This window comes from Streptomyces sp. Je 1-332 (genome assembly GCF_040730185.1).
Taxonomy (GTDB): Bacteria; Actinomycetota; Actinomycetes; order Streptomycetales; family Streptomycetaceae; genus Streptomyces.
Genome location: NZ_CP160402.1, coordinates 98,335 through 125,051, shown reverse-complemented (window position 1 = coordinate 125,051; position 26,717 = coordinate 98,335). Strand labels below are relative to the sequence as shown.

At 67.6% G+C, this 26,717-nt stretch carries 24 protein-coding genes and 2 pseudogenes; 16 read left to right on the top strand and 10 right to left on the bottom strand.

Annotated elements, in window-relative coordinates; translation table 11 throughout:
* Window positions 1-94: 94 nt before the first annotated feature.
* The 5 genes from ABXJ52_RS00620 to ABXJ52_RS00600 form a co-directional block, all read right to left on the bottom strand.
* Window positions 95-1,258 carry a histidine kinase gene (locus ABXJ52_RS00620; protein ID WP_367048715.1) on the bottom strand — a complete coding sequence of 388 codons (1,164 nt, stop codon included), beginning with the start codon at window positions 1,256-1,258 and terminating at the stop codon, window positions 95-97.
* A gap of 100 nt (window positions 1,259-1,358) precedes the next feature.
* Window positions 1,359-2,033, bottom strand: coding sequence for a response regulator transcription factor (locus tag ABXJ52_RS00615; RefSeq protein ID WP_367038338.1), 675 nt, complete (start codon window positions 2,031-2,033; stop codon window positions 1,359-1,361).
* Between the two features lie 75 nt (window positions 2,034-2,108).
* Entirely contained in the window at window positions 2,109-2,570 is a 462-nt protein-coding gene (locus tag ABXJ52_RS00610; protein ID WP_367038336.1) for a hypothetical protein, read from the bottom strand.
* A gap of 422 nt (window positions 2,571-2,992) precedes the next feature.
* On the bottom strand, window positions 2,993-4,111 hold the full coding sequence (locus tag ABXJ52_RS00605) for an acyl-CoA desaturase (protein ID WP_367038334.1): 1,119 nt from the start codon (window positions 4,109-4,111) through the stop codon (window positions 2,993-2,995).
* A gap of 7 nt (window positions 4,112-4,118) precedes the next feature.
* Entirely contained in the window at window positions 4,119-5,174 is a 1,056-nt protein-coding gene (locus ABXJ52_RS00600) for a ferredoxin reductase (protein ID WP_367038332.1), read from the bottom strand.
* 87 nt (window positions 5,175-5,261) lie between these two features.
* On the opposite strand from ABXJ52_RS00600, the gene ABXJ52_RS00595 reads away from it, so the two are divergent.
* The 6 genes and pseudogenes from ABXJ52_RS00595 to ABXJ52_RS00570 all read left to right on the top strand — a co-directional run bounded on the left by ABXJ52_RS00595 (window position 5,262) and on the right by ABXJ52_RS00570 (window position 9,543).
* A complete protein-coding gene (locus tag ABXJ52_RS00595; protein WP_367038330.1) occupies window positions 5,262-6,401 on the top strand; it encodes a helix-turn-helix domain-containing protein in 1,140 nt (379 codons plus the stop codon).
* A 431-nt stretch (window positions 6,402-6,832) separates the two neighbouring features.
* On the top strand, window positions 6,833-7,171 hold the full coding sequence (locus ABXJ52_RS00590; protein WP_367038328.1) for a thioredoxin domain-containing protein: 339 nt from the start codon (window positions 6,833-6,835) through the stop codon (window positions 7,169-7,171).
* Window positions 7,172-7,252: 81 nt separating this feature from the next.
* A pseudogene (locus ABXJ52_RS00585) lies at window positions 7,253-7,616 on the top strand (transposase); the annotation flags it as partial.
* Window positions 7,617-7,819: 203 nt separating this feature from the next.
* A complete protein-coding gene (locus tag ABXJ52_RS00580) occupies window positions 7,820-8,473 on the top strand; it encodes a hypothetical protein (RefSeq protein WP_367038327.1) in 654 nt (217 codons plus the stop codon).
* 197 nt (window positions 8,474-8,670) lie between these two features.
* Window positions 8,671-8,835 carry a hypothetical protein gene (locus ABXJ52_RS00575; protein WP_367048714.1) on the top strand — a complete coding sequence of 55 codons (165 nt, stop codon included), beginning with the start codon at window positions 8,671-8,673 and terminating at the stop codon, window positions 8,833-8,835.
* Between the two features lie 39 nt (window positions 8,836-8,874).
* The gene (locus tag ABXJ52_RS00570; protein WP_367038325.1) at window positions 8,875-9,543 is read left to right on the top strand and encodes a maleylpyruvate isomerase family mycothiol-dependent enzyme; all 669 of its coding nucleotides are present in this window, start codon (window positions 8,875-8,877) and stop codon (window positions 9,541-9,543) included.
* A 259-nt stretch (window positions 9,544-9,802) separates the two neighbouring features.
* On the opposite strand, the gene ABXJ52_RS00565 is transcribed toward ABXJ52_RS00570, so the two are convergent.
* Both ABXJ52_RS00565 and ABXJ52_RS00560 read right to left on the bottom strand, forming a co-directional pair.
* Window positions 9,803-10,219 carry a hypothetical protein gene (locus tag ABXJ52_RS00565; RefSeq protein WP_367038324.1) on the bottom strand — a complete coding sequence of 139 codons (417 nt, stop codon included), beginning with the start codon at window positions 10,217-10,219 and terminating at the stop codon, window positions 9,803-9,805.
* 902 nt (window positions 10,220-11,121) lie between these two features.
* A complete protein-coding gene (locus tag ABXJ52_RS00560; RefSeq protein ID WP_367038322.1) occupies window positions 11,122-11,733 on the bottom strand; it encodes a TetR family transcriptional regulator C-terminal domain-containing protein in 612 nt (203 codons plus the stop codon).
* 96 nt (window positions 11,734-11,829) lie between these two features.
* Between ABXJ52_RS00560 and ABXJ52_RS00555 the strand changes: the two genes are divergently transcribed.
* Window positions 11,830-13,335 (top strand): carboxylesterase family protein, encoded by a 1,506-nt coding sequence (locus tag ABXJ52_RS00555; RefSeq protein WP_367038320.1) that lies wholly within the window; start codon window positions 11,830-11,832, stop codon window positions 13,333-13,335.
* 740 nt (window positions 13,336-14,075) lie between these two features.
* On the opposite strand, the gene ABXJ52_RS00550 is transcribed toward ABXJ52_RS00555, so the two are convergent.
* Entirely contained in the window at window positions 14,076-14,732 is a 657-nt protein-coding gene (locus tag ABXJ52_RS00550; RefSeq protein WP_367038318.1) for a TetR/AcrR family transcriptional regulator, read from the bottom strand.
* A 168-nt stretch (window positions 14,733-14,900) separates the two neighbouring features.
* Between ABXJ52_RS00550 and ABXJ52_RS00545 the strand changes: the two genes are divergently transcribed.
* The 8 genes and pseudogenes from ABXJ52_RS00545 to ABXJ52_RS00510 form a co-directional block, all read left to right on the top strand.
* Window positions 14,901-15,095 carry a ferredoxin gene (locus ABXJ52_RS00545; RefSeq protein WP_367038316.1) on the top strand — a complete coding sequence of 65 codons (195 nt, stop codon included), beginning with the start codon at window positions 14,901-14,903 and terminating at the stop codon, window positions 15,093-15,095.
* Complete coding sequence (locus ABXJ52_RS00540; protein WP_367038314.1) at window positions 15,092-16,318, top strand: FAD/NAD(P)-binding oxidoreductase; 1,227 nt, start codon at window positions 15,092-15,094, stop codon at window positions 16,316-16,318. The genes ABXJ52_RS00545 and ABXJ52_RS00540 overlap by 4 nt, the downstream gene beginning before the upstream one ends.
* Window positions 16,319-16,344: 26 nt before the next feature.
* Window positions 16,345-17,556 carry a cytochrome P450 gene (locus tag ABXJ52_RS00535; RefSeq protein ID WP_367038312.1) on the top strand — a complete coding sequence of 404 codons (1,212 nt, stop codon included), beginning with the start codon at window positions 16,345-16,347 and terminating at the stop codon, window positions 17,554-17,556.
* Window positions 17,553-18,026, top strand: a complete 474-nt coding sequence (locus ABXJ52_RS00530; RefSeq protein WP_367038310.1) for a carboxymuconolactone decarboxylase family protein — start codon at window positions 17,553-17,555, stop codon at window positions 18,024-18,026. Before ABXJ52_RS00535 ends, ABXJ52_RS00530 begins: the two co-directional genes overlap by 4 nt.
* Window positions 18,023-18,826 carry an SDR family NAD(P)-dependent oxidoreductase gene (locus ABXJ52_RS00525; RefSeq protein ID WP_367038308.1) on the top strand — a complete coding sequence of 268 codons (804 nt, stop codon included), beginning with the start codon at window positions 18,023-18,025 and terminating at the stop codon, window positions 18,824-18,826. The genes ABXJ52_RS00530 and ABXJ52_RS00525 overlap by 4 nt, the downstream gene beginning before the upstream one ends.
* A 262-nt stretch (window positions 18,827-19,088) precedes the next feature.
* Window positions 19,089-19,358, top strand: coding sequence for a hypothetical protein (locus ABXJ52_RS00520; protein ID WP_367038306.1), 270 nt, complete (start codon window positions 19,089-19,091; stop codon window positions 19,356-19,358).
* Between the two features lie 677 nt (window positions 19,359-20,035).
* The gene (locus tag ABXJ52_RS00515) at window positions 20,036-23,269 is read left to right on the top strand and encodes an RHS repeat-associated core domain-containing protein (protein WP_367048712.1); all 3,234 of its coding nucleotides are present in this window, start codon (window positions 20,036-20,038) and stop codon (window positions 23,267-23,269) included.
* Window positions 23,270-23,691: 422 nt separating this feature from the next.
* Window positions 23,692-23,775: pseudogene (locus tag ABXJ52_RS00510) on the top strand (TetR family transcriptional regulator); the annotation flags it as partial.
* 119 nt (window positions 23,776-23,894) lie between these two features.
* Here the strand turns inward: ABXJ52_RS00510 and ABXJ52_RS00505 are convergent.
* Complete coding sequence (locus ABXJ52_RS00505; protein WP_367038304.1) at window positions 23,895-24,314, bottom strand: MmcQ/YjbR family DNA-binding protein; 420 nt, start codon at window positions 24,312-24,314, stop codon at window positions 23,895-23,897.
* A gap of 504 nt (window positions 24,315-24,818) precedes the next feature.
* Window positions 24,819-25,736 carry an LLM class F420-dependent oxidoreductase gene (locus ABXJ52_RS00500; protein WP_367038302.1) on the bottom strand — a complete coding sequence of 306 codons (918 nt, stop codon included), beginning with the start codon at window positions 25,734-25,736 and terminating at the stop codon, window positions 24,819-24,821.
* Between the two features lie 217 nt (window positions 25,737-25,953).
* Between ABXJ52_RS00500 and ABXJ52_RS00495 the strand changes: the two genes are divergently transcribed.
* Complete coding sequence (locus ABXJ52_RS00495) at window positions 25,954-26,679, top strand: hypothetical protein (protein ID WP_367038300.1); 726 nt, start codon at window positions 25,954-25,956, stop codon at window positions 26,677-26,679.
* Window positions 26,680-26,717: the final 38 nt, after the last annotated feature.

Here is a 26,717-nt window from a genome sequence, read left to right as displayed (position 1 = left end):
AGGTTCGCTCATGGAGCCAGTGCGAGTTCCCTCGGTAGGAGACCTACTCGTCCCTCTCCTCGACCCGTTCGGAAAGTCGGCAGAGCGAGACGGATCACGCGCCGGGAGGCCGCAGGGGGAGGAGGGCCCGTACCTGCCAGCCGCCTTCGTCAGTGGGGCCGGCGTCCAGGCGTCCTGCCATGGCGGCTGCCCTCTCGCGCATGCCTTCCAGCCCGAAGCCCCCACCTCGGGCGCGAGGCGGGAGGCCGGCTGCACGGTGGCCGTCGTTGACGACTTTCAGTTCGAGCCCGGTGGGCAGCTCGCGCAGTGAGATGCGCACGAGGGTGGCGTCGGCTGCGTGTTTGCGGATGTTGGTCAGCGCCTCGCGGACGATCCGGTGAACCCCGGCGCGAACGTCAGCCGGAAGTCCTGACTCGACACCGGGTGCGATGTCGAGTTCTACCGGTGGTCCAGTGCGGGCGAAATCCCGAGCCACCTGGGGCAGTCCGCCGAGCCCTGTGGGGGCAAGAGGGCCCGTGTTCTCGCGGTCGCCGGTTCGGCGCATGACCGCCACGAGCCGTTTCATCGCATTGAGCGCTTCGGCGGCTTCCGTCTCGATGCGTTCCAGGGCGTCATCCGGTACTTGCCCTTGCGCTCCTACGAAGCGGATCGCCTTCGCCTGAACGATGATGCCGGTGATGTGGTGAGCGACCACATCGTGCAACTCCCGTGCCAGGGCTCTGCGTTCGACGGAGCGTGTTTCGGCGAGATCACGGAAACGTCGTTGTCTCTGTGCCCGCAGGAGGATGGAGAACGTCGCGACGATCAGGGTGATGAGTGAGATGGCAAGGGTCCACTCCTGCGGGTTGGCATCACGTGTCGGCACGGCCATGCAGGCGAGCGCCAACGCGGGCGCCAAGATGGTGGCGGTGCGATCCGAGGCCCGCCAGCAGACACTGCACAACAGAAGCAGGAGCGCCGCGATTTCCCCGATTCCCCACACCCCGCTCTCATCGCTTCCAACGATGAAGTACAACGTGACGCCCCACGAAACGACGGCGGCGACTGTGCCGCGCACGGCGAGCGGGACGGGGGTGCCGGGGATGGCACACAGACTGCACACGATGGATGAGCCGATGGCGAGGGCGAGTTCCGCCGAGGGCAGCCTCTCGAGGAAGACCGCATCGATGGTGATGAGGCCGAGCAAGACGATCCCCGAGGCGATCATCACCCTGGGGTTGCGGGCCGGGAGGCGTGAAAAGCGTTCCACCAGCGTCATGTGCTGCACCAGGCAAGGCTCTCCTGCGCGTTGTGGCGCGTGACAGCGGGACACGAGGGGGCGGGACACGAGAGATCGCACGCGGGGCCGTGCGCGTGTGTCAATCGGTGGTGCACAGGCCCGCCTCCCATGCCCAGACGGCGATCTCTACACGGTTGCGTACGTCGAGCTTGGTCTGAATGTGCGCGAGGTGGGCTTTGACGGTGGACACGGACAGGAAGAGGTCCTCGGCTATCTCCGCGTTGGTGAGGCCGCGCGCCAGGCGACGGACAACATCCACCTCTCGCGGTGTCAGTGGTTCGGCAGGCTGAAACGCCCTGAGCGCACCGGGCTGTTGCGCCATCTGCTCGAGCAGGCGCACAGTGATGGCTGGTGAGATCAGGGAGTCGCCCGCGGCTGCCGCGTGGACCGCTTCGACGAGCAGGGCAGGGCTGGAGTCTTTGAGGAGGAAACCGGAGACTCCGTCGCGCAGCGCCGTGCGCACGTATTCGTCGTCATTGAACGTGGTGATGATGACGACCTTCGGTGAGGAGCGTTCACTTTCCTTGTTGTGATCTGCCTGGCGCAGGCGCCGATTGACTTCGAGTCCGTCCATACCCGGCATGCGGATGTCCAGGAGCATGATGTCGGGCGCAAGTGCACGTGCGGCCTCCAGCGCTTCCTGGCCGTCTGCGACGTCGGCGAGCACTTCGATTCCGGGGGTCGCCTCCAGGATCATCCGGAATCCTCTGCGGACCATCTCCTGGTCGTCCGCGATGACCACTGTGATCGGCATCCAGCTCCTACTTCCGACGGGTGCCCGGCAGACCATGAGCGGGGTGCCGGGTGCTACAGCGGCTTCAGCGGCTGGTCAGGAGCGGTCTCGCCGCCACATGAGCAGAAGCAGGCTCCCCGCCACTGCGACAAGTGCGGAGCCGGCCATCGCCGGACCGTAGGCGCCGGCCAGGGCGACGATCGTGGAACCGGCCAACGCGGGGCCGTAGCGCTCCTGGTTCGGGCCGCCCAGCCCGGCATGTGTGGTGGCTGTGGGCGTCTGGTGGGGGCCGGGGCAGCGGGCCGCCTGAGTGGAGAAGAATGCGGACTCAGACTTGAGTCGGTCCACGTTGTCGCGCCGGGACTGATCGGGGTGGCCCCCTTCATCGACGATCGCCTGGTACGTCTTCAGCGCCGCCCTGTAGTCGGTCTCAGCCTGCTGCGCAGCGATCTCGGCTCGCCCGCAGGCGGAGCTGTCGGTGGCCTGCACCGCCGGGGCGGCGATGCTGATGATGGCCGCGCCAGCAGCAGCGGTGACGACAACGGATATGGCACCCATGATGCAGTGACCTCCCGGTGGAACGGGGCACAGCGCCTGTGCGCTGCCCGGCAACGCGATCTGCTTCGAGAACAGCCTCCTGTGGGCCGTCCTGCACTCCAGCTCGCGCGTCCCACGGGCTCTCTTCAAGCCCGCTCGGGCGGTCGGGTAGGCGTTTCTGCAGGTCAAGAACCTTGTCTGACGCGGCGACCCGGCGCTGCGGGTTTCGTCCAAACGACTGACGTCCCGCAGCTTCATTCAAGGAAGGGACGGCGCCCGACATGCTCGACCGCCACCTGGGCGTACCGCCCACGACCGGCGTCGCCGCATGGCGAGACACTGCCCGGCCCGCTGCAAGAAAGAACAGAGGAGCGAGGCGCCATCAGGATCGCCCGGACCGAAGTCTCCAGTCAGGGTCCAGGGCCGGGGCCCAGGGCCGGGGCTCAGGCCGCCACGAGCTTCCGCTCGCGGTTCGGCGTCGTGACCTTGGGCTTCTTGTTCGGCAGCGAGAGCCGGAACACCTTGTGCCACGCGGAGAACACCTGCTTGGGCAGCGGCCCGGTGACGTACTCCAGCTCGTACTTCTCGAACAGCGCGCGCACCTTCACCGCGACCTCGGCGTAACGGTTGCTCGGGAGGTCCGGGAACAGGTGGTGCTCGATCTGGTGCGACAGGTTGCCGGACATGAAGTGCATGGCCTTGCTGCCGCTGATGTTCGCCGAGCCCATCATCTGGCGCAGATACCACTGGCCGCGCGTCTCGCCCTTGATCGACCGGCGCTCGAAGACCTGCACGCCCTCGGGGAAGTGCCCGCACATGATCACCGAGTGGGTCCAGAGATTGCGGACCAGGTTCGCGGTGAAGGTGGCGCCGAGCGTGGGGAGGAACGACGGACCCGAAAGCAGCGGGTGGATCACGTAGTCCTTGAGCACCTGCTTGCGAATCTTTCGGCCCACGGCCTTGGCCCGCGCGCGGAACTCCGGGCTCTTGCGGCGATGCTTGGGCAGATTCTTGCCGAGCTCCAGGTCGTACGCCGCGATGCCGTACTCGAAGAAGCAGGCGTTGATGAAGTTCCACAGCGGCTGGCCGAGGTGGAAGGGGTGCCACTTCTGGTCCTCGTCGACGCGCATGATGCCGTAGCCGAGGTCGTTGTCCTTGCCGATCACGTTGGTGTACGTGTGGTGCAGCTCGTTGTGCGAGTGCTTCCACTGGTCGGCCGGCGAGACGTGATCCCAATCCCAGGTGGTGGAGTGGATCTTCGGGTCCCGCATCCAGTCCCACTGGCCGTGCAGGATGTTGTGGCCGATCTCCATGTTGTCCATGATCTTCGCCACGGACAGACCGGCGGTGCCGATCAGCCACGCGGGCGGGAAGATCGAGAACAGCAACACACCCCTGCTGACCAGCTCGAGCTTGCGCTGCGCCGAGATGACCTTACGGATGTAGGCGGCGTCCTTCTCGCCGCGGCCGGCGATCACCTCGTCGCGGATCGCGTCCAGCTCGCGGCCCAGCTCCTCGATCTGCTCCGTGGTCAGGTGGGCGGTGGGGTCGATGGCGGTCAAGGTGCTCCTACCGTTCGATGTCGCAGGGGCCCGCCGCGGCGGACACGCAGGTCTGGATGAGGACGCCGGGCTCGGCCTCGGTGATCTCGCCGGTGCGCAGGTCACGGACGGCGCCCGCCTTGAGCGGCGTGACGCAGCCGAAGCAGATGCCCATGCGGCACCCGGAGGGCATGAGCACGCCGGCCTCCTCGCCGACGTCCAGCAACGGCGTCGCGCCGCCTGCGTGGACGGTCTTGCCGGTGGTGCTGAACGTGACCTCGCCGCCATCGCCGGCGACGACGACGCTGGGGCGGAAGCGTTCAGTGTGCAGGCGCTCTGGCACGCCGTGCTCGCTCCAGTGCTTCTCGGCGGCGTCGAGCAGGCCCGCTGGCCCGCAGGCCCAGGTCTCGCGCTCGGCCCAGTCGGGTACGAGTTCGTCGAGACGGGCGATGTCGAGCATGCCGTCGGTGTCGGTGTGCACCTCGGTGAGCCGCAGCTTCTTGTCCGCGACCAGCTCGTGCAGTTCGTTGCGGAAGATCACGTCCTGCGGCTGTGGCGCGCAGTGGACCATGACGACGTCGTCGAACTCGGTGTCGCGCAGCATGCCCATCACGGGCGTGATGCCGCTGCCGGCCGTCAGGTAGAGCACCTTGGCGGGCTTGGCCTCTGGCAGCACGAAGTCACCGGTCGGCTGGTCGAGCTGGATCAGCGTGCCCGGTCTCGCCCTGCGGACCAGGTGGTTGCTGACCTTGCCGTCCGGGATCGCCTTCACGGTGATCGTGACGCGGCCGTCCTGGCGGTGTGTCGGCGAGGTGATGGAGTAGGCGCGCCACAGGCGCACCCCGTCGACGTCGACCCCGATCCGCATGTACTGACCGGCCTTGTGACCGCGCCAGCCCCGCCCCAGCCTGATCACGATAGACGCGGCGTCACCCGTCTCCGGGTGCACGGCCTCGATGCGCCCACGCAGGTCAGCGCCCGCACGCAGCGGGCTGACCAGGTCGAGGTAGTCCGACGGCAGTAGCGGCGTCGTGACCATCTCCAGCAGTTTCCACGCCCTGCTGCGGAGGGCTGTACTCGTCATGACTTCAGCTTGCTGCGCCTCAAGGCGTAAAGTCCTGACCGCAGGACGTAAATCTGGTCGACTGAATTGTTCGCAGGGAACAAAAACGTGAGTCATGCAATCCAGAGGGCCAGCGAACTGGCCTTGGACGAGACGACGGTCACCGCACTTCGGGCCACAGTGAAGAGCACCGCGGACGAGGTCGTCCAGGCCATCATCGACGAGGTCCCTCCCTACGCCAACGCCCTATCGGGCAGCATGGGCGGCACCATCCGCCGAGCCGTCCGCACCGCCCTGGGGCACTACCTGGACCTCGCGAGCGGGAAGGCCACCGGCGGCGACGCCGGTGACGCAGCCTACGAGCTGGGCCGCGGCGAGGTACGGGACGGCCGTTCGATGGACGCCCTGCTCAGCGCCTACCGCGTCGGCGCCCGCGTGGCCTGGCGATGCCTGGCAGCTGGTGCCGTACCCGCAGGCCTGCCCGCCGCCGAGGTCGCCAAGTTCGCCGAGCTGACCTTCGCCTACATCGACGAGCTCTCCGCCGCGAGCGCCGCGGGCCACGCCGACGAGCTGGCCGCCCGGGGCAGGGCCCACGAGCTCCACCTGGAACACCTGGCCCGTGACCTTCTCGCCGGCGCGAGCCCGGACGTGCTGCTGGCCTCGGTGCAACGGGCCGGGTGGCAGCCTCCCGTTTCGCTGACCGCGGTCCTGCTGCCCGCAGCCCAGGCCCGGCCCGCCTACCGCGCGCTCGACCCGAGCACCCTTGTCCTCGACGACCTCGTGGACGCCACTGGTCTGCTGCTGGTCCCCGATGCCGACCGATCACATCTCCTGCGGCAGCTGGCCGACCGCACCGCGGTGGTCGGCCCGGCCCGTCCGTGGACTCGTGCGTCCGACTCGTACGCACGGGCTGTACGCGCACGCTCGCTCTCCCCTGACATTCGCGACACCGAGGACCACCTGCCCGAACTGGTGCTGAGCGCCGACGCGGACGCGCTCGCCGACCTGCGTGCCCGAGCCCTCGCGCCGTTGCGGACCTTGCCCGCCGCCAGAGCGCGGCGGCTGGAGGAGACGTTGCGGGAGTGGCTACTGCACCAGGGCAGGCGGGAGGAGGCGGCGGCGGCGCTGTTCGTCCACCCCCAGACGGTCCGGTACCGGCTGTCGCAACTGCGTGAGCTGTTTCCTGACCTCGCATCGCCACAGCGCATCCTTGAACTGACACTGGCGGTCGGTCTTCGGGACAGCTGACGCGTACTTCGACCGTCCACCACCGGGTCCGTGAGCGGTCCGAAAAACCGCGCCTCGTTCTCGGTGTCCTCGTCCGGCTCATGCGGCCTGCAGAAGAGCGGTATCGGCCAGCTGAGAGCGGGGCGCGGAATCGGCCAGCTGAGAGCGGGGCGCGGTGCGGACCAGACAGAAGCCTCTCGGGGAGGCTGTCTCTGAGAAGCGTGGTGGCGGATAGGGCTCGACCGGAGCCGGTGGACGATGCGCTGGCCGATCAGGTGGAGTCACGTCACCAACGGCGGGGGCAGGCCGCTCGCCCCCACGACCACAGTGGTCTGCGACGGCCCCGTGCCTCCCTGCCGCCAGGTCAACCGGACGATCGACCGGGCGGGCCTGGCGCATCGCGCGAGGGATGATGGGGATGGAATGACGGAATGTGAAGGTCAGGAGCTTGCATGGCGAAGCGGGTCCACCGCCCCCGCGAGGACGCGGAGTTCAATTTCATCCTCGGGATGAGCGAAGGCCCGGTCCTCGCGTACTTCACCGGAACATGGCCCAAGGCAGTCGAGCCCTGCCGGGAGATGGACCTCGTCGTGGGTGACATCGCCGACGAATACACGGGCCGCCTGACGGCCGTTCGCGCCGACATCACGCGTTGCCCGGCCGCAACCGAGCGATACGGAGTCACCGGAGCCCCATCCTGCGTCCTGCTGAAGGAGGGAGAGGTGGTGGCGCACAGCACCGGTCCTATGACCACCGCCGAAGTACGGAAGTTCCTGGACGGCCACCTCTGAGCGGCCGCTGCGCCACGTGCCCGCGACGCCCGTCACGTCTCGTCCAGGCAGCCCTGGCCGGCGTGGTGCCTGCCCACGCCTCGCAGAGCTGTCCCACCCCGGCTCCCGCACACCCAGGGCCGACCGCCCCGGCACGGCGGCGAGTTCGTCTACGGACAGCTCGAGACGTGGGGCACCCCGAACACCGAAACCGTCACCGAGACACACCTCCACGGAACCGCCAGGGCGGCCCGCTCCTGGAACCGGCTGCACCCCAAGCTGACCCATAGCTCTTCCTGGGCAGACACAGACCACACCCTCCCGATCGTGGAAGGAACGGTGATCCCCCGGATATCGGCCACCTGCCCAGCGGAGCAACACCGAAGCCGGAGCAACACCGAACCCGGTCTGGTCGTGGTGGTCAGGCACCGATGCCGCTCCGGCGGATGCCGACCGTCTCTGGCAGACACTGCGAGTGGGCGGGCGAGGCGGAGTTGGGTGTAGGCGACGAGGATGAGTCCCCCAGCGCGGTTATCAGCTCAAGGTTTTGCCGCTCTGGCTTGATCTTTAACCTGTGCGGCGTGGTAGGCCCCAGCCGATCGCGATGCCGCGAGAGCGGCCGACCCGGGCAGCCCGCGCCATCACTGGCTGGGCCTCTGTCATCGACCGTTGAGTGAGAGCTTGTCCTGGCGGGAGAGCGGGAAGTTGAAGGACATGAGCTTACGCAGATCGAAACGGCGCGACGCGGACGAACTTCGAGCGAAGTTTGTGGCCAACCGGGAGAAGGTTCGGTCGTGGACAAGGCGCTGGGAATGCCCCGAGGTCGAATGGCCGGCTTTCCCCGAGATCCCGAAGCCCTGGGTGATCCACCCACGGGCACAAAAGTCGTGGCTGGATCGTCATGCGCCCTTCATGGATGAGTACCAGTGGCTTCTCGAGGCCCGACCCGTGGCGGAGGGTGTGGCGGAGCTGTGGGCTCTCTGGGAGTTCGGCGGAGGCCATGAGTTCGAGCGCCTGACGATTCGCTTCCGGACCTTCCTTGATCCCGACTACGTGGCCGAGAGGCTGGCCCTAGGCATCCGCGCCGCTGGCCTCAAGGGATGGCAGGATGACGACGTCCACGACCTGTATGACTGGCTCCGCGATGGAGTGAATCACTGCGTGGACTCCGGCATGGTGCGCGGAAAGCACCGCTCAGGCTTCCTCTTGTCCGAAATGACCTGCGCCGTGGTCAGTCGCACTGAGGTCAGCACCGAGACGCGTACCACCCTCACGGACACCACCTTGGACGGCGCGCGACTGAACGCCGACGGCAGGGACTAGGTCTGTCCGGCGGATCATGCGCTCTCCTGACCCTCATCCGCCGGAGAGGCTCTCGCGACGATGGCTCGAAGCCGCAGCGACGCCACACATGTTGAGCACGATTTTGCCACTCACACCGGCGCCGAGCCGCCCAAAGCGGTACCCACTCGCCTCACAGGCGCCCGTCGCCGCAAGGGGAGCGAGCCCGAGCCGAGAACATCGCGAGCCGGCAGACACTCGGATTCGAGTTCGGCCGCACCTCACCCTTCCGACGCCTCCTCGGCCTCGGCGGTCACACCCTCCTGGTCGGCGTCGACCGGAACCGTAGCCGCGCATCTGCGGCCCGCTACGCGGGTGCCGTCGATGAGTTCGGGCTGCGATAGGAGTCTGATGGAGGACAGGTGATCTTTGGAGGCTGGCCCGTGGCTGAACCACACGTTCTTGAAACCCGGAAAGCTCTGGAAAGGGCGATCCACGTCGAGCGGTCCGCGCTCGCTCAAGACCTCGCCGAACTCAGCGAGGCCCAGTGGGCGAAAGCGTCACTGTGTGAGCGCTGGACCGTGGAGGAGGTCGTAGCCCATCTGACGGCAGGTGCCAGCACGAGCATGTGGCGCTGGCTGCTGAGCATGCTGGCCGCGCGGTTCGACCCTGCTCTGCACAACGACCGACGACTTGCAGAGCACCGTGGTGCTACACCTGAAGAGAGCTTGCGGCGATTTCGCGAAGTTGTCGCCGGGCCCGCCGGGCCGACAGGACATACTGCGGCCTGGCTGGGCGAAACAGTCGTCCACAGCGAGGACATCCGTCGGCCATTGGGGCTTGTACGGACACCCCCGGTAGCCACGACGACCGCCGTGGCCCGGTTCTTCGCCGGCCGCGATTTCACCGTCGCGAGCAACACTGCGATCGCGGGCTTGCGGGTCGAGGCCACAGACGGCCCGTTTACCACCGGCTCGGGGGATCTGCTCCGGGGGCCGACCCTCTCGCTGGTGATGGGGATGGCAGGCCGTGCATCGGCCTGCGAGGACCTTGAGGGTGACGGTGCCGCAATCCTGCGCGCCCGACTGGGCTCAGGTCCAAGAACAAGCTGAGGGTGTGTTCGGGAAGCTCGGTGCGGCACCGCAGGAGGTCCTGGAGGGTGTCGAGGACCTGGTAGGGGGTCAGGCTGTGCTGAGTCTCGGCGTACACGTGCCCCTCCTCACCCTCGTACGGGAGGGAGAAGGACAGTTCTTGATGTGACGTCATCTCCATCAATGGCTGAAGAGCCGCCTGGTGGTCATCGGTCCAAAGAACGATGTCGCCTGACCCGGGGCGGCGTTTCCGCGAGGCATACGGTCCATGTCGACGGCTTCATCCCAGCGCGCGTAGGACCAGGCCTGTCTGGCGCGCGATGGCCTGCTGGCACTTTGCATTTTGTCTTTCGTCCGCCACTGTGACTCGCCCGGTCAACTGGGATACCAGGACTGCTTCATAGCAACTGGACAGGCACTCCAGCGCCTGGTCGGCCGACAGGCATCCGCGGCGTGCTTCGAAGAGTCGAACCAGCACCATCAGGAAGGGACCGACTGCTGGCCTGGTGGGGACATCTGGCAGAAGGTCGTAGCGAGCCAGAAAGTCTCGTGCGAAGGCCGCGTCATCCCACCAGCTCGTTGGAGCTTGTGCACGCAGGGCCAGAACGGACTCGACCAGCTCGAAGTGCGGTTGCGGGAAGAAGTGGTCAAACGGCGGCTCGAATAGCGGAATCGTCGATGCCACCACGTCCAGCACAAGGTCAGCCAGCGTGCCGCTGTCCAGCGCCTCCAGCTGCTCGCCGTACGGCGCGATGTCCTGGTCCCAAAGCTCCGACCCAATCCCCCCTCCCCCTATCGTTCTGCTACCCGTGAACCGTAGTCAGGGACGTTCATCCGTCCACAACCGGGGAGCCGAGATCGTACGCCGACGCCAGGCGAGGGCGGAGTGGACGCGGCTGACCAGCGTCCAGTCCAGGGGATGCGGGGAATGTCACCGGTGACCACGATTGCCACCGACAAGGAGGGGCCCGCGCTGGATGAGCACAAGGCGGCCACCCGTCAGCTCAGCGCAAGAACTACCGTCCCCACCCGCTGGTAAGCCGGCACCAGACGGTGGCCAACCGCCGGAAGTTCAGGTGAGATTCGGGCCATGACCACCCTCCTGAAGAGTCGACGTCCGTGCGGTCGCGGTGCGGCCGGTCCAGGGTCCGCCATCGGCCAGCCGTGCGATAGGACTCCTCCAGCCCCTGTGTCTGAAATGTCTGAGTCAGGTGGAGGCTGCCGGCGCCATGCCGAAGTCCGCATAGGGCGTGTAACGGGAGAGTGGCGCTCCCCGCCACCGGTGCGTGGAAGACCCCAGGCTTGGGAAGCGCGCGCCGACGCCGTCCTCACGGCCCCAGAGGCCGCGGGGTGCCGCTGCTGTTCGCCGAGGCCGACAACTGTCACGAGGCCGGCAACTACCGCGAGGAGACGACAGTCATCGCAAGAAGGTTTGAGAAGGGCGCGCGGTTCTACCGGCGGATGTGAAGGACCGCCGGTCAGGAATAGCCGATGTGGCGCACCCGCTGGAGCACCCCCGGCCCCTGACGAACAGCCGTCTACGTCCAAGCCAGGCTAGAGGGCCCGCCGAGCCGTTCGCTGGCGGAGCCGGGGGGCAGGTCACGCACTCCGATCGTTGCCGCTGAACAGCCTGTCCAGGTGGAGATCGATCGCAGTGAGTGCGTCCCCGGGTCCGATCACGTCGAGTTCGATCAGAGGGGTGAAGCCGGTGAGGGCGAGAAGCAGGTTGGTCTCGGTCGCCGGATCGCAGTCAGAATCGATCTGCCCGTCGGCGACCGCTTGGCGGATCAGCTGCTCGACGAGATCTCGTCCTTGGAGGAGGCCGCGGCGTGCCTGCTCGTGGACGGCCTCGTCGTGCAGCGCCTCCAGGACGTAGGCGGCGCTCATCCGGCTGGTCGCGCGGGCGTCGGCGTGCAGGGGGAGCATTTCCGCGAGCGTCAGGCGCAGTACGTCGCGGGGGTGCGGACGGTCACCGAGCTTCTTGAGGCCCTGGTCGACGCGCAGCGAGGTCTGCTCGGACGCGAAGTCCATGGCGAAGGAGAGCATGGCGGCCCGAGTGGCGAAATAGTGCTGCAGTTGCCCGAGGGAGATACCCGCCTCCCGCGCCACCACGCGCGTCGTCAGGTGCGCGACGCCGCGCTGTTCCACCACCCGCCACAGCGCGCGGGCGATCTCTTCGCGGCGTCTGCGGTGATCCACCAGTTTCGGCATCGCCAGCCTCTTCTCTCGTACCCGGAGCCTTTCCCATACACTTGACATAATACAGGCGACCGATAAACCTGGAGCCCACTCGAGGAAGGAAGTGCCATGCCTGAACGGCTGCCCGAACAGCCAACAGTGCGGACCACCGAAGGTGTGGTGCAGGGGCGCCGGCGGCAGGGACACGCAGTGTTCCGCGGGATCCCCTACGCCCGGCCCCCGGTGGGAGAACTTCGCTTCGCCGCGCCCGCCTCACCGCAGCGCTGGGAGGGTACGAGGCAGGCGGCGGAGTTCGGCCCCGTGGTACCGCTGTCCCTGCCGATCGACGTGGGCCCGCCGCAGGGCACGGACTGGCTGACGCTCAACGTCGGCACCCCGGATCCGGGCGCGGCAGGACTACCGGTGCTGGTGTGGATCCCCGTAGGCGGCTACGTTTCGGCGGCGTCGAGCGACCCGATGTACGACCCGGCGGCGCTGGCCGACGCGGGAGTCGTTGTGGTGAGCATCAACTGCCGGGTGGGCGTGGAGGGTTACGCGTTCTTCGACGATGCGCCGCCCAACCGCGGATTCCTCGACCAGATCGCGGCGCTGGAGTGGGTGCAGCGGAACATCGCCGCCTTCGGAGGTGACCCCGACCAGGTCACCGTGGGCGGAGTGTCCGCCGGGGCAGGGTCGGTCGCCGCCCTCCTGACGATGAAGCCGGCGCGCGGCCTGTTCCGGCGGGCCATCACCCACTCGGTGCCGGGGCTGCACAGCACCCCCGCGCTGGCACTGCAGGTCACCGCCGCGCTCGCGGACCGGCTCGGCGCGGCGGCCCCCACCGCCGCGGCCATGCGCGACATCGACCCCTGGCACCTGGCCGCGGAACTCACCTCCTTCAACGCCGACCTCCATGCACACCGGGAGAGCTGGGGACGGCTCACGGAGACCGGCACCGCCCTGTGCCCCGTCGTCGACGGCGAGGTCCTCCCCGAAACGCCCTGGCCCGCGCTGAGCGGCGCGCGCGCGAACGGGACCGAGCTGCTCGTCGGCCACACCCGCGATGAATTCCGGCTGTTCAGCGTCATGAGCGGACGGCGGGGCACCTTCACCGAGCAGGACGCCCGTGCAGCCCTGGAGCTGCTCGCCCCGCAGCCGGGCGGCGCCGACGCGTACCGTGCCGGATTTCCACAGGCCGGCCCGGAGGAGCTGGTGGAGACGGTGTACTCCGACGCCCTCTTCCGCATGCCGTCGCAGAAGCTGGCCGAGGCGAACGCCGCAGCCGGCGGCACCTCATTCCTGTTCGAGCTGTGCTGGACCGCCCCGGCCCTCGGCGGCGCCCTGGGCGCCTGCCACAGCCTCGACGTCCCCCTGGCGTTCGGCACCCTGGACAGTCCCGTCGGCGCACAGCTCATCGGCGACGACCCCACCCCCGAGACCCATGCGATCTCCCGCGAACTCAGGGAGGCATGGGTCCGCTTCGTCACGACCGGCGACGCGGGATGGGCCGCCTACCGGCCCGACCAGCAGCTGACCCGCGTCCTGGACGCCGAATCAAAGACTCTGCCCTACCCCGAACAGGTCTCCCGCCGGATCTGGGAAGGCCACGCCCCCGCCCCCTTCGATCTCTCGTAGGGGGTGAAGGTTCTGCAAGTCAGGAGGGCAGCGACGTCTCTGGTGGTCGCCGCCCACGCCCCGCGCCTGGACCGCGCCTTCGCGCCCGATGCCCGCAAGCGGCTGCTGACCTAAGACACCGACCGGATCACACATGGGGGTCACCCCACGCATCCGTAGGAGTCTTCCCGGAAGTGGGACAGGTGATCAGGCCCACAGAACCATCCCCCAAAGCCCGGCGTCGTGCCTGGTACTCGTGATTTCTTAGGGGTGCGCTGTGGAAGGTGATCCGCCGTGGTGGGCCATCATCGTGGTCTCAACCGGAGCAACCACGGTCCTTGGGGCGATCCTTCTGTCTGCGATCGCCGCGGTTGCTCTCGGAGCGGGCTGGATGCGTAGGAGGCATCGCCGCTAGCCCGGCACCACGCTGACATTGATCACTCGGCTGGCCGCCAAACGATTACCGAAGTCACACCGAAACGACTCCCGAAGAAGCTGACACAGCCTACTTATCGGGAGCGCAGCCAGAGTGCGGCTCCGGCGAGGGAAAGCAGACCGGAGTGAGCGTCGCTACCCGTCGGCCGGCCGACGGCGGACGCCGTGAGCACCACTTCAGCCCTGACTCCCGCTCATGATCGCGACTAGAGACAGGCCCTAAGGGCCACGGATCTCGGTGAGTCCTGGACGTACGGGCCCCCGGGTGCTCCTGTTGCCGCATCGCCCTCGGGAGGGGAGCGAGGCGGGCCGCTCACCTTGGCAAGTCAGCCGCGAGGGCCGCCATCGGCCGTGGTGATGGAGCGGGTGAGTTCCTCGACGAAGTCGTGCACGTCGCCCAGGTTCCATACTTGGCCCGCGCTGTTCCTGAGCAGGATGCGGCCGTGCACCGCCGACCACACGGACACGGCAGCGGCCTCCGGCGTCTGTGTCAGACGCATGCCTGTCGCCGCCAGCCGCGTGACGGCGGTCCGCCAGCGATCCGCGAGCAGCGCCATCTCATTCTGATGCCGGTCGTGGTCGCCGAACATGACCCGGAAGTACAGCGGATTGTGCTCGGCGAACCGGCAGTAGACGTGGGCGAGTTCGGCCAGTCGCCGGTCCGGTGGAAGCTCGTGTGAGTCTCCCTCCACTTGGTCCATCGCGTCGAGGAGCTGCTCGAAGAGCCGTCGTACGGCCGCGATCGACAGTTCTTCCTTGTCCGCGAAGTGCAGATAGATGGCCGGTGCGGTGACTCCTGCCTCCCGGGCGACTTCTCGCAGGGACAACGGCACGATCTGCATCCGGGATTCGTCCGCGACGAGCCGGAGCGTCGCCTGCAGGATCTCCTCGCGGAGTTTGTCTCCCTCGCCCCGGGCGTTACGGGGTCTGCGTCTGAGGGCGGTCTCCTCGGGCGGCGAGGAGCTTCGGGTGCGGTCGGCCATGTTTGCCAGCCTCGCACAGTGTTCGTTCCGGGCGCCACGGAGGTCGACGGCGACGATCCCGAGCTTTACGGCAGTAGCTAATCGGGTGTAAATAAATACTCGTAAAGTTACGGAGCGGGACGCTCCCTGCCGGAGCGCTGCCGTGCCCTGTTCTGAAGGGAAACGCGCATGCACATCACGATCGACGAGGACAAATGCTGTGGTGCAGGGCAGTGTGTGCTGGTCGCGCCGGAGGTCTTCGACCAGCGGGACGAGGACGGGGTGGTGGTCCTGCTGGATGCCGAGCCGCCCTCGCAGCAGCAGGACGCCGCCCGTGAGGCCGCGTCCGTCTGTCCGGCCGCCGCCATCGAGATCCACGCATGACCGTGTCCGCCGGAATCGTCGTGGTCGGCGCCTCGGCGGCGGGTCTGGCCACCGTGGAGGGGCTGCGGCGCGGCGGCTACGAGGGCTCGCTGACACTGGTCGGCGGTGAGTCGCATCTGCCCTATGACCGGCCCCCGCTGTCCAAGCAGCTGCTCAGCGGTGCCTGGCAGCCGGAAAAGCTGCGCCTGCGCACCCCCGAGACGTACACCGAACTCCAGGTGGATCACCTGCTCGGCGCGGAGGCGGTCGCCCTGGACACCGGGGGCCGCAGCGTCCGTCTTGCCGACGGCCGCCAGCTGGCCTACACGCAGCTGGTCGTCGCCACCGGCGCCTCGGCCCGCACGCTGCCCGGCACCGAGGGTGTGGCCGGGGTGCACACCCTGCGCACGGTGGAAGACGCCTTGGCGCTGCGTGCGGAACTCGTCGCCCGCCCGCACCTGGTGATCGTGGGCGGCGGGTTCGTGGGCGGCGGGTTCGTGGGCGCGGAGGCCGCGGCGGTGGCACGCGGGCTCGGCTGCGAGGTCACGCTCGTCACGGACCAGGACGCGCCCCTCTCGGACGCCGTCGGCGTGGAAGTCGGCGGCTTGCTGACAGCGGTGCACCGCGAGCACGGCGTGCGGGTAGTGACCGGTTCACTGGTGAGGGAAGTGATCACCGAGAACGGGCGGACCGCCGGTGTACGTCTTGACGACGGCCGCATCCTGCCCGCGGGAGCTGTCCTGATCGGCATCGGAGCGAGGCCCAACACCGGTTGGCTAACCGGCAGCGGCCTGTCGCTCACCAACGGTGTCGACTGCAACGCTTTCCTGCACGCAGGCCACGGTGTGTGGGCCGCCGGTGACGTCGCCTCCTGGCCGGACGTCGACTCGGGCGAACGCCTGCGGATCGAGCACCGCACCAACGCCTCCGAGCAGGGCCTGACCGTCGCCCGGAACATCCTCGCCGGGCCCGCCGCGACCGCCTTCCGCACGGTGCCCTACGTCTGGTCCGACCAGTACGACCTGAAGATCCAGATCTACGGCCGTACCCATGGCGCCGACGCGATGCACGTCGTCGAAGGCAGCCTGCACGAGCGGAAGTTCACCGCGCTGTACCTGAGCCGCGGTCATGTCACCGCAGCCCTGGGCGTCGGCATGATCCGCCCGCTACGCGCCCTGCGGCCCCTCGTGGCCGCCCGCGCCCCGTGGGAACAGGCCCGTCAGGACCTTCCCCTCGCCGGTTAAGACTTCCCCCCACCTGAAGGACACGCATGTCCACGGACACCTCAGCACAAGCCCCCGCTTTCCCTCTCACCCGCGGCTGCCCCTTCGCTCCGCCGGAGACCGCCACCGCCTTCCGTGAGGCCGGCGCACCGCGCCGGGTCATCATCTGGAACGGCACCCGCCCCTGGCTGATCACCCGCCACGACCAGGTCCAACAGGTTCTCAGCCCGGGTGGCCGGTTCGGCGCCGATGTCACCCTCCCCGGCTTCCCCAACACCTCCAGCGCCCAGCCCGTCGTCGAGGGCGGCATCTTCTTCCGCAAGGACGGCGACGAACACCTGCCGATCCGCCGCATCCTCAACCCCGACTTCACCGCCAAGCGCTCCGAGGCGCTGCGCCCCCGCATCGTCGAACTGATCGACCATCTCTTGGACGAGCTGCCGGCCAAGGGCAGGCCCGTCGACCTCATCGAGGAGTACGCCCTGGCTCTGCCCACCCTGGTCATATGCGAGATCCTCGGCGTTCCGTCCGAGTGGCGGCACATCATCCACGAGTCCTCGAAGAAGGTGGTGCAGCTCAGCCTTCCCAAAGAGGAGAAGCTCGCCGCGCACCGCACGATGTTGGACACCCTCAGCCGCACCATGGCCGACAAACGCAGCGATCCCGATGACGGGCTGCTCTCCCGCCTGGTCAACACCTGGGTCGACGAGAAGGGCGTCCTTGGCTTCGAGCAGGCCGTCGGCCTGGGCGTCCTCGTCATCGCCGCCGGACATGAGACCACGGCGAACATGATCGGCCTCGGCATCCTCGCTCTGCTGCGCGAGCCCGAGCAGCGCGCCATCCTCCTCTCGAACCCGAAGAAATATCAGAGCACGGCCACCGAGGAGATGATGCGGTACTGGTCCATGGTGCAGACCGAACCGCGGCGCGTCTGCCTTCAGGACACCGAGATCGGCGGCGTCCTGATCAAGGCCGGGGAGGGCGTCATCTGTAATCTGCCCGCCGCCAACCGCGACCCCGACGTCTTCGCCGCCCCTGAGGCGCTCGATCTCACCCGCGTGGAGCGCAAGCACATCGGCTTCGGCTTCGGCATCCACCAGTGCCTGGGCCAGAACCTCTCCCGCGTCGAGATGCAGGAAGCCTGGCCACGCCTCTTCCACCGCTACCCCGCCCTGCGCCTGGCCGTGGACGAAAGCGAACTGCGCTTCCACGACGACGCCCTGACCTACGGGCTCGAAGAACTGCCGGTGACCTGGTGAGCGCCCCTGACGGTGCCGGAGTCGCCGAGACACCACAGCAGCGCGCCACGCGGGGTTGGGCAGCTATGGCCGAGGTCATGCAGTGCCCGGCTCCGCCGGCCATGTCGCCGGCCTCGCTCGGCGGCCTGTCCGCCCAGCACATCTTCGGAGACCTGTGGGACCGCCCCGGGCTCTCCCGGCGCGACCGACGGCTGATCACCCTCACCGCCCTGGCCGTCCTTGGACAGGACCGCCTGCACACACCACTGCACATCAGGGCCGCCCTGGCCAGCAGCGACCTCACCGAGGCCGAACTGCGCGAAATGGCCGTTCAGATCGCCTACTACGCCGGGTGGCCGCTGGCCACGTCCTTCGACGCGGCCGTCGACACGGCCACCGGACACGACACCGGCTACGAACAGGTGACCGCCCTGGCCAACACCCCGACCAACAGTGCGGCACCCCCGCCGGACAGGAAGGAGCAACCGTGAGCGCACGTCTGCGCGACCAAGTCGCCGTTGTCGTCGGCGGCGGACAGACCCCGGGCGCCACCATGGGCAACGGACGCGCCGCCGCCCTCACCTACGCCCGTGAAGGCGCACGCGTCCTGGTCGTCGACCGGGACGAGGAGTCAGCCGAGGAAACCGCCGCGCTCATCCGCAAGGGCGGCGGCACCGCCCGGCCCCACCGCGCCGACGTCACCGTCGAAAAGGACTGCGCCGATCTGGCCCGGGCCGCCCTCGACGCCTACGGGCAGATCGACGTGCTCCACAACAACGTCGGCATCGTGCCCGGCGGCCGCACCGAGGAACTCCCCTCCGCCACCTGGCGTCACGGCTTCGAGGTCAACCTCACCGGCATGTGGCTCACCTGCAAATACGTCCTACCGCATATGCGTGAGCGCGGCCGCGGCGCCGTCATCAACATCTCCTCCATGGCGGGACTGCTCGCCGGCGGCGAGGCCATCGCCTACACCACCTCCAAAGCCGCGGTCCATTCCATGACCCGTAGCCTCGCGCTGGAGTACGCCCCGCACGGCATCCGCGTCAACGCCATCGCCCCGGGGATGATGGACACTCCCATGGGCGTGGACTCCGTCGCCCGTTCCAGCGGCACCGACCGCAAAGACGTCGCGGCGCAACGGGCGAGCCTCGTCCCCATGGGCCATCAAGGCACCAGCCAGGACGTCGCCGAAGCAGCACTCTTCCTCGCCTCGAACGCCTCCGCCTTCATCACAGGCGTCACCCTGCCCGTCGACGGCGGCTTCACTCTGCGCGCCGGAACACACTGACACTCGCAACGGCGGGCGAGCAGTGCCCTGATCAGGGGCGCCTGATCAGGGCAAGACGCGACAGCCACAGGTGGGCCACCGTGAATCCCCTCGCGCAGCCTTGAAGTGCCCCCGACTCAACTGCCGTTCATGCGTCCTGCCAGGATCTCCGAGGCACTACGGCGTTAATCTGCCGCCTCGGCCCATCGGTCTCGAGTCGGCTCGGCTGCGAGCTTCCCTCGAGCGACCCGACTTTTGAGCGACTTCCGGCAGGATTGCCTGTATGCCTTTGATGAAGATTCGGGGCCAGCGTCGCAAGCATGTGGCTGGGGACGTCTTCGCCCTTCAGCTGGACGACGCAAGTTATCGATTCGGGCACTGCTTCTATGACGCGAGCGACGAGGGGTACGTCGACGAGAACGACAACGCTCTCTCTGGGCGCGTCGAGCCGTGCGGATGGTTCGCTCTGACCAACTTCGAGCACTTTCAGCACGAGGTCGACGAAGCACTGGCGGGCCGGCCGGTTCACGGCGTACACCCCAAGTCGACCTGACGACGCACAGCGCCCCTCAGACGGTCCCTCAGACGGTCCATGGCGGTGCGGCAAGGGCGGCGGGCTGGACCGCGTCGGGACCCCGAAGAGGGCACGGCCCTTACCGGTGTGGGACGAGCGGTGCGACTGGCGCGGAAGCCGCCGGCCGGCGGGAGAGCAACCGGCAGGAGCGTGAGTCCACGCGCTGTGCGGGGACGTGGGGTCAGGTCCGATCAGGATGTGCTGCCGCAGCGGCGCTCCCGTTTCGGGTCTGGTTTTAACCGTCCCTTTCACGCCACGTTTGCCGGGTGAAAGCAGATCGTGTTCGCAAATGACCAACCGGAAACTGTCTCTGCGCTGCGTATGTCTCCCCGCGGTGGCGTTATGGGGAGGGGCTTATTCCTGGACGTTTACCGGAAGGGATCGGGGCTACCGCCAGTCAACTTGTGTGGCTTGTGTGGTTGGTTGTGGGCTCCTCGTGACCGTTGGGGTTGCGGGATGTCTTCCTGTGGGGGGAAGTCTTGATCAGACGTGCCTTCGGCGCGCGTTTTTCGCGTGCTCGGAACAGAACCAGCCTGGCGACGGCGGCAGTTGTTGCTTCCGGTGCCCTGACGTTGTCGTTGCTGCCGGTCGCCGGTGTGGCGGCTGCGGCGGATGATCCGGGTTCGGCGTGGGGCCAGGACGCTCCGTCGTTCACGATGCCGCCGGTGAAGGTCGGGGACAACGACCCGGTCGCACCGCAGGCCGAGCGCACGCCCACCGCTGAGGTGGCCGCGTGGCGGGCCGAGCAGAAGAAACGCGCCCAGGGCGGTGACAGTACCGGCCGGTCCGGTCGTGCGGCACCCAGCGACTACGTGCCCGAGAGGCAGGGCAATGTGCCCTGGCACCGCATCAGCAACTTCGCGATCACCGACGCACTGACGGCCCGGGTCGACTACTCGACCGGCAACCTGATGCTGACCGCGACCGACTTCGAGATCGCCGGGGTGGGCCAGACTCTGAGCCTGTCGCGCACCTACAACTCACTGGACGCGCCGTGGGGCAAGGTCTCCCAACGCTGGTGGCAGCAGTATGAGCGTTACCTCCAGGTCCTCGACGGTGAAGTCGTCCTCTATGACGCCTCGGGTGACAGCCTGCGCTTCAGCAAGCAGGCTGATGGCACCTTCACCACGCCCAAGGGCTACTCCAAGGAGCTGAAGAAGAACGCGGACGGCACCTATACCGTCACCAACTGGAAGTCCTCATCCAAGGACACCTACAACGCTGATGGCACGCTGACCAAGGTCACTGACAAGAACAAGGGCGCCATCACGATCGCCCAGCACGATGAGGGCGGCGAGCACAAGGGCTTCAAGCTGACCGAGACCCGATCCGGCCGGTGGATCGACCTGGTCAAGACCGACGCCTCGCAGTGGCAGGCCAAGGACCACGCGGGCCGCACCGCGGTCTTCGACCTCGACCCCGCCGGCAACCTGCACAAGACCACGAACGCCGAGGGCAAGACCACCACCTTCGACTACGACTCCTCACGCCGCCTGACAAAGATCACCACAGCGGAGAAGCGGGTCACCGTCTTCACCTATGACAGCGCCAACCGCGTCACGTCCATGCTGCGGGCCACGGAGTTCAACGGCTCCGGCCACACGGGGCCGACGTGGACGTATGAGTACGACGCCGCCTCGCCGACGGCGGCGGGCACGACGAAGGTCACCGATCCCGAACAGCACGCCACCAGCTACAAGCACGACAAGGATGGCCAGGTCGACGAGGTCACCGACGCTCTGGGGCACAAGCGGTCGACGAAGTTCGACGCCAACCACAACGTGGACACGGCTACCGACGCGATGGGGTCGGGTACGACCCCGGGCAACGTGTCCGACTACGGGTTCAACACCCGCAACAACCTCGAGAGCGTCAAGTCCCCGACCGGTGGGAAGTCGGCCACGAGCTGGCAGACGATCGCCGGCGGGGATGTGCCCAAGGACTCCACCAACGCCGACGGTGAGAAGACCAGCTACACCTATGACACCGCGGGCAACACCAAATCGGTCGCCCAGACCGGCACCGGCGGCGGCAACGTTTCCTACACCTATAACCCGGCCACGCCCAACTGCGGTGGTTTCGAGGGCCAGCGGTGTGCGACCGAGACGAAGATGTCGGCGTCCAAGACGGTGAAGACGTCCTTCACCTATGACGGCAAGGGCAACCTGACCAAGGTGAGCCCGCCGGGGCCGCTGGGGGAGACGACCTACACGTACGACAGCCTGGGCCGCACCGAGACCCTGACCGATGGCCGCGGCATCAAGAAGGTCTTCACCTACGACCATCTGGACCGCATCAAGACCGTCTCCACCACCAACGACACGGTCCGCTACTACTACGACGACGACGGCAACCTGCGCCAGCGCGACGACAACACCGGCACCATCAAGTACCAGTTCGACCCGCTCCAACGCGAAACCGTCCGCACCCTCCAGGACGGCTCACAAACCCTGCTCGCCTACACCGCGGCCGGCAATGTCGACTTCTACCAGGACCCGGCCGGGAAGGTCGACTACACCTGGAACGAGGTCAACAAGCTCAAGGAGCTCAAGGACCCGCAGGGCCGGGTGACGGAGTACAAGTACAACAACAACGACGTCCGCACGGAGACCGCCTACCCCGGCGGCACGGTGCAGAAGGTCGACGTCGACAAGTCCAGCCGCCCCGAGAAGATCAGGGCAACATCCAGCAAGGGCACGCTGGTCGACCTCGCCTACACCTACGGCTACGGCACCGGTGCCACGACCGACGGCAACAAGATCCGCACCAAGACCGACGCGGTGACCGGGCTGAAGACGACCTACAGCTATGACGGGGCGGGCCGCTTCTCCTACGCGGCGGAGAACAAGGGCTCCACGCTGAACGAGTCCTGGCAGTACTGCTACGACCTGGCCGGCAACCTCACCAGCCAGGGCACGGAAAAAGGCTGCCCCCGCGGCACCACCTATACGATCAACGACGCCCAGCAGATCACCGCGAAGAACGGCTCGGCCACCAACTGGTCCTACGACCGGGAGGGCCACGAGACCGCCGCGGCCCCGACACCAGAAGGCACCCGCACGGGCGAGAAGTGGTCGGATCACAGCCAGCTCACCTCCCTGACGGTGGGCGGCAAGACGTATGAGGGCCAGTACGGCTCGACCGACCAGAGCGAGCGCGTCAAGCTCGGCGACACCTACTTCCACAACGGCCCGATCGGCCTGTCGGCCACGTCAACTGCCGGTGTGGACACAGGCTTCAACCGGGAACCGGAGGGCACACTCAACTCCATGACCCGGGACGGAAAGGCGGACTACTACCTCACCGACGCCCTCGGCTCCGTCGTCGCGACCGCCGACGAATCCGGCACGAAGGTGAATTCGTATGCCTACAGTCCTCGCGGCGTCACCCGCTCTACGAGCAGCGAAAAGATCCTCCAGCCCTATCGGTTCGCTGGCAGCTATCAGGACCCGACCGGGCTCTACCACAACCAGGCCCGCTACTACGACCCCAACATCGGCCGTTTCAACAGCCCTGACCCCTCAGGCCAGGAACAGAACCCCTACCTCTACGCCTCGGGCGACCCGGTCAACCGCATCGACCCGAGTGGGCTGGCGTCCAGCGGCAGTCTCGAAGTCTGCATGTTCGGCGGATGTGTCGGTGGTGGCCTTTCCATCAACGACGATGGCTCCTTCCACCCCAGTGTTTCTGCGGGAGCTGGCACTCCCGGGGTCAACTACACAGCTGACCAGTCCGCCGGAGATGCCAACGCCGGCCCCTCGGGCGAGGTTGAGTGCTCTGCCGGAAACCTGCGGGCAGCTGCCAGTACGGACGGTGACACGAGTCTCGGCGCGAGCACGCAGTACAGCGCTAAGCCCGGATGCAGCGCGAAGGTGAAATACACCTGGTGAGCCTCAACTGAGAAAAGCGCATATTTCACCGCGTATTGTGGGCCTGTCAGAATTGGTCCACAATACGCGGAATATCGATCGGCTACATGTGCAAGAAATTGGGAGATTCGTATGGAAATTTTGATAGCAAAGGGTGGAAACGGGCAGAGCTGGCCGGTGGCGGGTCAAGTGGCCGCTGTGGCTGTAGTGGTCATTTTGGCAATTATTATGATCATCGGATTGGTGAGGAGAAATAGGCGGTAGTTCCGGTAAGGGATCGTAAAAGGAGTCTGCAGGGCATCCTGTGGTTCCTGCACCAGGGCAGCGCCTGGCGGCTATTGCCCTTGAAGTTCGACTTCGGGTCCGGGCAGTCAGGCGGGTGTGCCAGCGGTGGGTGGGGTGTTGCTGGTGGTCGTACCAGCGGGTGGTGAGGCGCGAGCTGCCTTGCCCCGATGTACATCCGCGTCCTGTTCGGCATGGAGCTCACCCCGGACTACGTCGACGGGCTGGTCGACCGAATGCTGTGACCACAACTCGGTGGTGCCGTGCTGTATCGGATGGTCGGGTCACCCGCGTCTCGGGGTGTCGTGGTGACCCAAGGTCCACGCGCAGTGCGTGGTGTGGCGGGCGGCCGGGTTCCCGTCAGTCAGCTGATCGGTGGCAGGAGGGGGACCTGGGCGGCGAGGAACTTCGGGGCCATCTCGCGGTAGCTGTCGGTGATCAGTTCGGCAAGCTCGGTCCAGTCGGTGTGGTCACCGAGGACGGCGGCGACGACGTTGTGGCCCCAGCCGGCACGGAGGAACGGGAACCCACCGGCGGTCAGGCCGAGCAGGTCGTCGGCGGGCACCCGGAAGGTCATCACGACCGGCTCCTGATCCGCGGCTGCATACGAGGAGTAGAGCGGGTGGCGATCCACGTCCGGCGTGTAGACATGGGCGAACGTCCGCGTACGGATCCGCCAGCGCACGCCGATCCAGGCTGGTTCCTCGTACGCCTCGGGCAGCTGTCGACAGATCGACCGCAACCGGTTCAGGATCTCCGGCGGCACATCTCCAGGACTGGACATGGGCCGACACTAGCGACCGCCGGTGAATTCCGCGACGGACGCGGCTGGGCAGGGCAGGCCGCGTGCAGCGCGAGCCTCAGCGCAGGGCGGGCTGGTGGGGCCCTTCGCGGAACCAGCGCATGGTGGTGACCGCCCGCCTGTGCACGATTCATGACGCCGCCGCGCCCGGCCCCCTCAATTCCACCGAGCCCCCAGGGGACTTGTGACGTCGACGTGCCCGACGAAGCGGTTTGCGAGTTCCGGGTGGTGGCGTGTTCGACCTGTGGCGACGGAGTTCTCAAGCACGGACGTTGTCTTCTTCGGGGAAAACGTGCCCCTCGGGGAGACGCCGCCCCCCTGAGTGGCGCAGGTGTGTCCCTGAGGGCAACGACCCCGGTGGCCATGGCATGCGCATCATCTGGCACGCGGCACGTTCCGCTACTTGAAAGGCATCGCGCTGCCGGGGCACGCTCCCGGCTCCCGCCCGGCCGACGCCGGCTGAGCGGGTAGGCCCATCGGAGCGCCTCAGGCGCTCGCCAGCTCCCCGAGCAGTTTCCACGTACGACGGCGGTCCGCCTGGCCGCCGAGCTCCGTCGACGTGAACACCACCTCGGTCGCCCCGGCTTCTCTGTACCGGTGCACCTCGGCGGCGACATGCTCCTCGTCGCCGATGACAGCCAGGTCGGCGGCTCGGGTGGCGCCGGAGAGCTCGATGACACGCTGGTAGGAGGGAAACTGCTCGTAGAACGAGAGAGCCGCGGTCGCGGTATCCCGTACCGTCTCGGCATCGGCGGTGACGACGCCGGGCACGAAGGCCACGATCCGGGGAGCGGGTCGGCCGGCGGCTTCGGCCGCGGCGTTGACGGCCGGGACGATGTGCTCGGCCAGCGCGCGCGGGCCGGCCAGCAACGGCAGGATGCCGTCCGCGAGTTCACCCGAGACACGCAGTGCCTGGGGGCCCATGGCGGCCACCAGGATCGGCACCGGGGGATCGGCGCCGGGCACCTGTGCAGACAGGGGCGTGGTGGCGGTGAGCAGCTCGCCGTGGAAATCGGCGGTGCCCGTCTCCAGCAACTGGCGCAAAGCGGTGAGGAATTCGCGGAGTCGGCCGATGGGGCGTTCGTGCGGGATGCCGAAGGCCGCTTCTGTCAGCTGTTTCGTTCCGAGCGCGAGGCCCAGGTGGCAGCGGCCGCCGGTCGCGGCCTGGGCCGTCTGGGCCTGGCTGGAGACAGGCAGGGGGTGACGGCCGAAGACCGGGATCGCCGCGGTGCCGACGTGGAGTCCCGGCACCGCGCGGCCGACGATCGCGGCGAGCATGGGGGAGTCGTACGCGAAGGTCTGGCCGAACCACGCGGAGCGCAGTCCGGCCTCGTGGGCCTCCCGCGCGAGTTGCACCGTGCTGTCGACTCGGTTCTGAAGTGAGAGCGCTACTCCGATGGTCATACTCACCACAACCGTCCGTCGCGCGACCGCCATTCCAGCCCGTACGTGACAAGCTCATGGCGGCTTCGTGACGACCGAGAGGCGGATGCGGTCACGCGACGCGATCACGTGGGATTCAAGGGCGGTGTCTGGGAGCCGAGTGACACGTGGTGTTCACGGGTAGAGCGGGGTAGACCGCCGAAGCGTTGAGGGAACTTCCAGACAGGCAGCCGACGGCATGGAACGCATGGAATGCGGCAACTGCCTGTCATGGACTGGACATAAGCGCACCCTCGTGGTGCGCCAGGAGAAGGGCGACGACGCCATGTACAGATCCGCCTCCAAGGGCTCGGTCCGCACGAGCATCACGCTCGGTGCGGCCCTGGCGTCGACCATGCTCTGCGCCACGGCGAGTGTGGCTGTGCCCGCGGACGCGAGCGGCGCCACGGCGACGTCCTCGGTCGCGCGGCTGAGCGCCGAACGTGACTGCCCCATCGTGTACTTCGACCTGGGCGAGACCCTCGTGCACACCGCCGAGGACGGCAGCACCAGCTATCAGGCCGGTGCGGCCACCTATCTGCGAGCCCTGCGCGAACGCCACATCAGCATCGGCCTGATCACCAATGTCCCGTCCTCCTGGGGCACGACCGACGAGGAGCGTGCCGCCAGGCTGAAGAAGGAGGTCGATGCCACGTGGGTGGGCTCCGCGCCCTTCGCCTGGAAGGACTTCGGTGACCGGATCTACACCCCCCGGACGGAAGCGGAACGCAAACCGGCTCCCGCCCTCTGGCAGCGCGCGAAGGGTGACTCGGGCCGCTGCCGGGTCGTCTACCAGGCGGAGACGGCCGAGGAGACCCATGTTGCGGCATCGCTCGGCTACGTGGCGTACCAGGTCGCCCGGCCCCACCGGCCCGCGTTTTTCCCGGTCCGGCTGATCGAGTTCCTCGGCGACCGCTCCCGCTGACCGAAGTTCATGAGGAGCGTGGAGCGTGTCCCCGCTGC

What these genes read in the sequence shown, in the direction of transcription:
- ABXJ52_RS00620 (WP_367048715.1), bottom strand. Translation starts at nt 1,258, where the DNA reads ATGACGCTGGTGGAACGCTTTTCACGCCTCCCGGCCCGCAACCCCAGG.
- ABXJ52_RS00615 (WP_367038338.1), bottom strand. Translation starts at nt 2,033, where the DNA reads ATGCCGATCACAGTGGTCATCGCGGACGACCAGGAGATGGTCCGCAGA.
- ABXJ52_RS00610 (WP_367038336.1), bottom strand. Translation starts at nt 2,570, where the DNA reads ATGGGTGCCATATCCGTTGTCGTCACCGCTGCTGCTGGCGCGGCCATC.
- ABXJ52_RS00600 (WP_367038332.1), bottom strand. Translation starts at nt 5,174, where the DNA reads ATGACGAGTACAGCCCTCCGCAGCAGGGCGTGGAAACTGCTGGAGATG.
- ABXJ52_RS00590 (WP_367038328.1), top strand. Translation starts at nt 6,833, where the DNA reads ATGGCGAAGCGGGTCCACCGCCCCCGCGAGGACGCGGAGTTCAATTTC.
- ABXJ52_RS00560 (WP_367038322.1), bottom strand. Translation starts at nt 11,733, where the DNA reads ATGCCGAAACTGGTGGATCACCGCAGACGCCGCGAAGAGATCGCCCGC.
- ABXJ52_RS00555 (WP_367038320.1), top strand. Translation starts at nt 11,830, where the DNA reads ATGCCTGAACGGCTGCCCGAACAGCCAACAGTGCGGACCACCGAAGGT.
- ABXJ52_RS00550 (WP_367038318.1), bottom strand. Translation starts at nt 14,732, where the DNA reads ATGGCCGACCGCACCCGAAGCTCCTCGCCGCCCGAGGAGACCGCCCTC.
- ABXJ52_RS00545 (WP_367038316.1), top strand. Translation starts at nt 14,901, where the DNA reads ATGCACATCACGATCGACGAGGACAAATGCTGTGGTGCAGGGCAGTGT.
- ABXJ52_RS00540 (WP_367038314.1), top strand. Translation starts at nt 15,092, where the DNA reads ATGACCGTGTCCGCCGGAATCGTCGTGGTCGGCGCCTCGGCGGCGGGT.
- ABXJ52_RS00535 (WP_367038312.1), top strand. Translation starts at nt 16,345, where the DNA reads ATGTCCACGGACACCTCAGCACAAGCCCCCGCTTTCCCTCTCACCCGC.
- ABXJ52_RS00520 (WP_367038306.1), top strand. Translation starts at nt 19,089, where the DNA reads ATGCCTTTGATGAAGATTCGGGGCCAGCGTCGCAAGCATGTGGCTGGG.
- ABXJ52_RS00515 (WP_367048712.1), top strand. Translation starts at nt 20,036, where the DNA reads ATGCCGCCGGTGAAGGTCGGGGACAACGACCCGGTCGCACCGCAGGCC.
- ABXJ52_RS00505 (WP_367038304.1), bottom strand. Translation starts at nt 24,314, where the DNA reads ATGTCCAGTCCTGGAGATGTGCCGCCGGAGATCCTGAACCGGTTGCGG.
- ABXJ52_RS00500 (WP_367038302.1), bottom strand. Translation starts at nt 25,736, where the DNA reads ATGACCATCGGAGTAGCGCTCTCACTTCAGAACCGAGTCGACAGCACG.
- ABXJ52_RS00495 (WP_367038300.1), top strand. Translation starts at nt 25,954, where the DNA reads ATGGAACGCATGGAATGCGGCAACTGCCTGTCATGGACTGGACATAAG.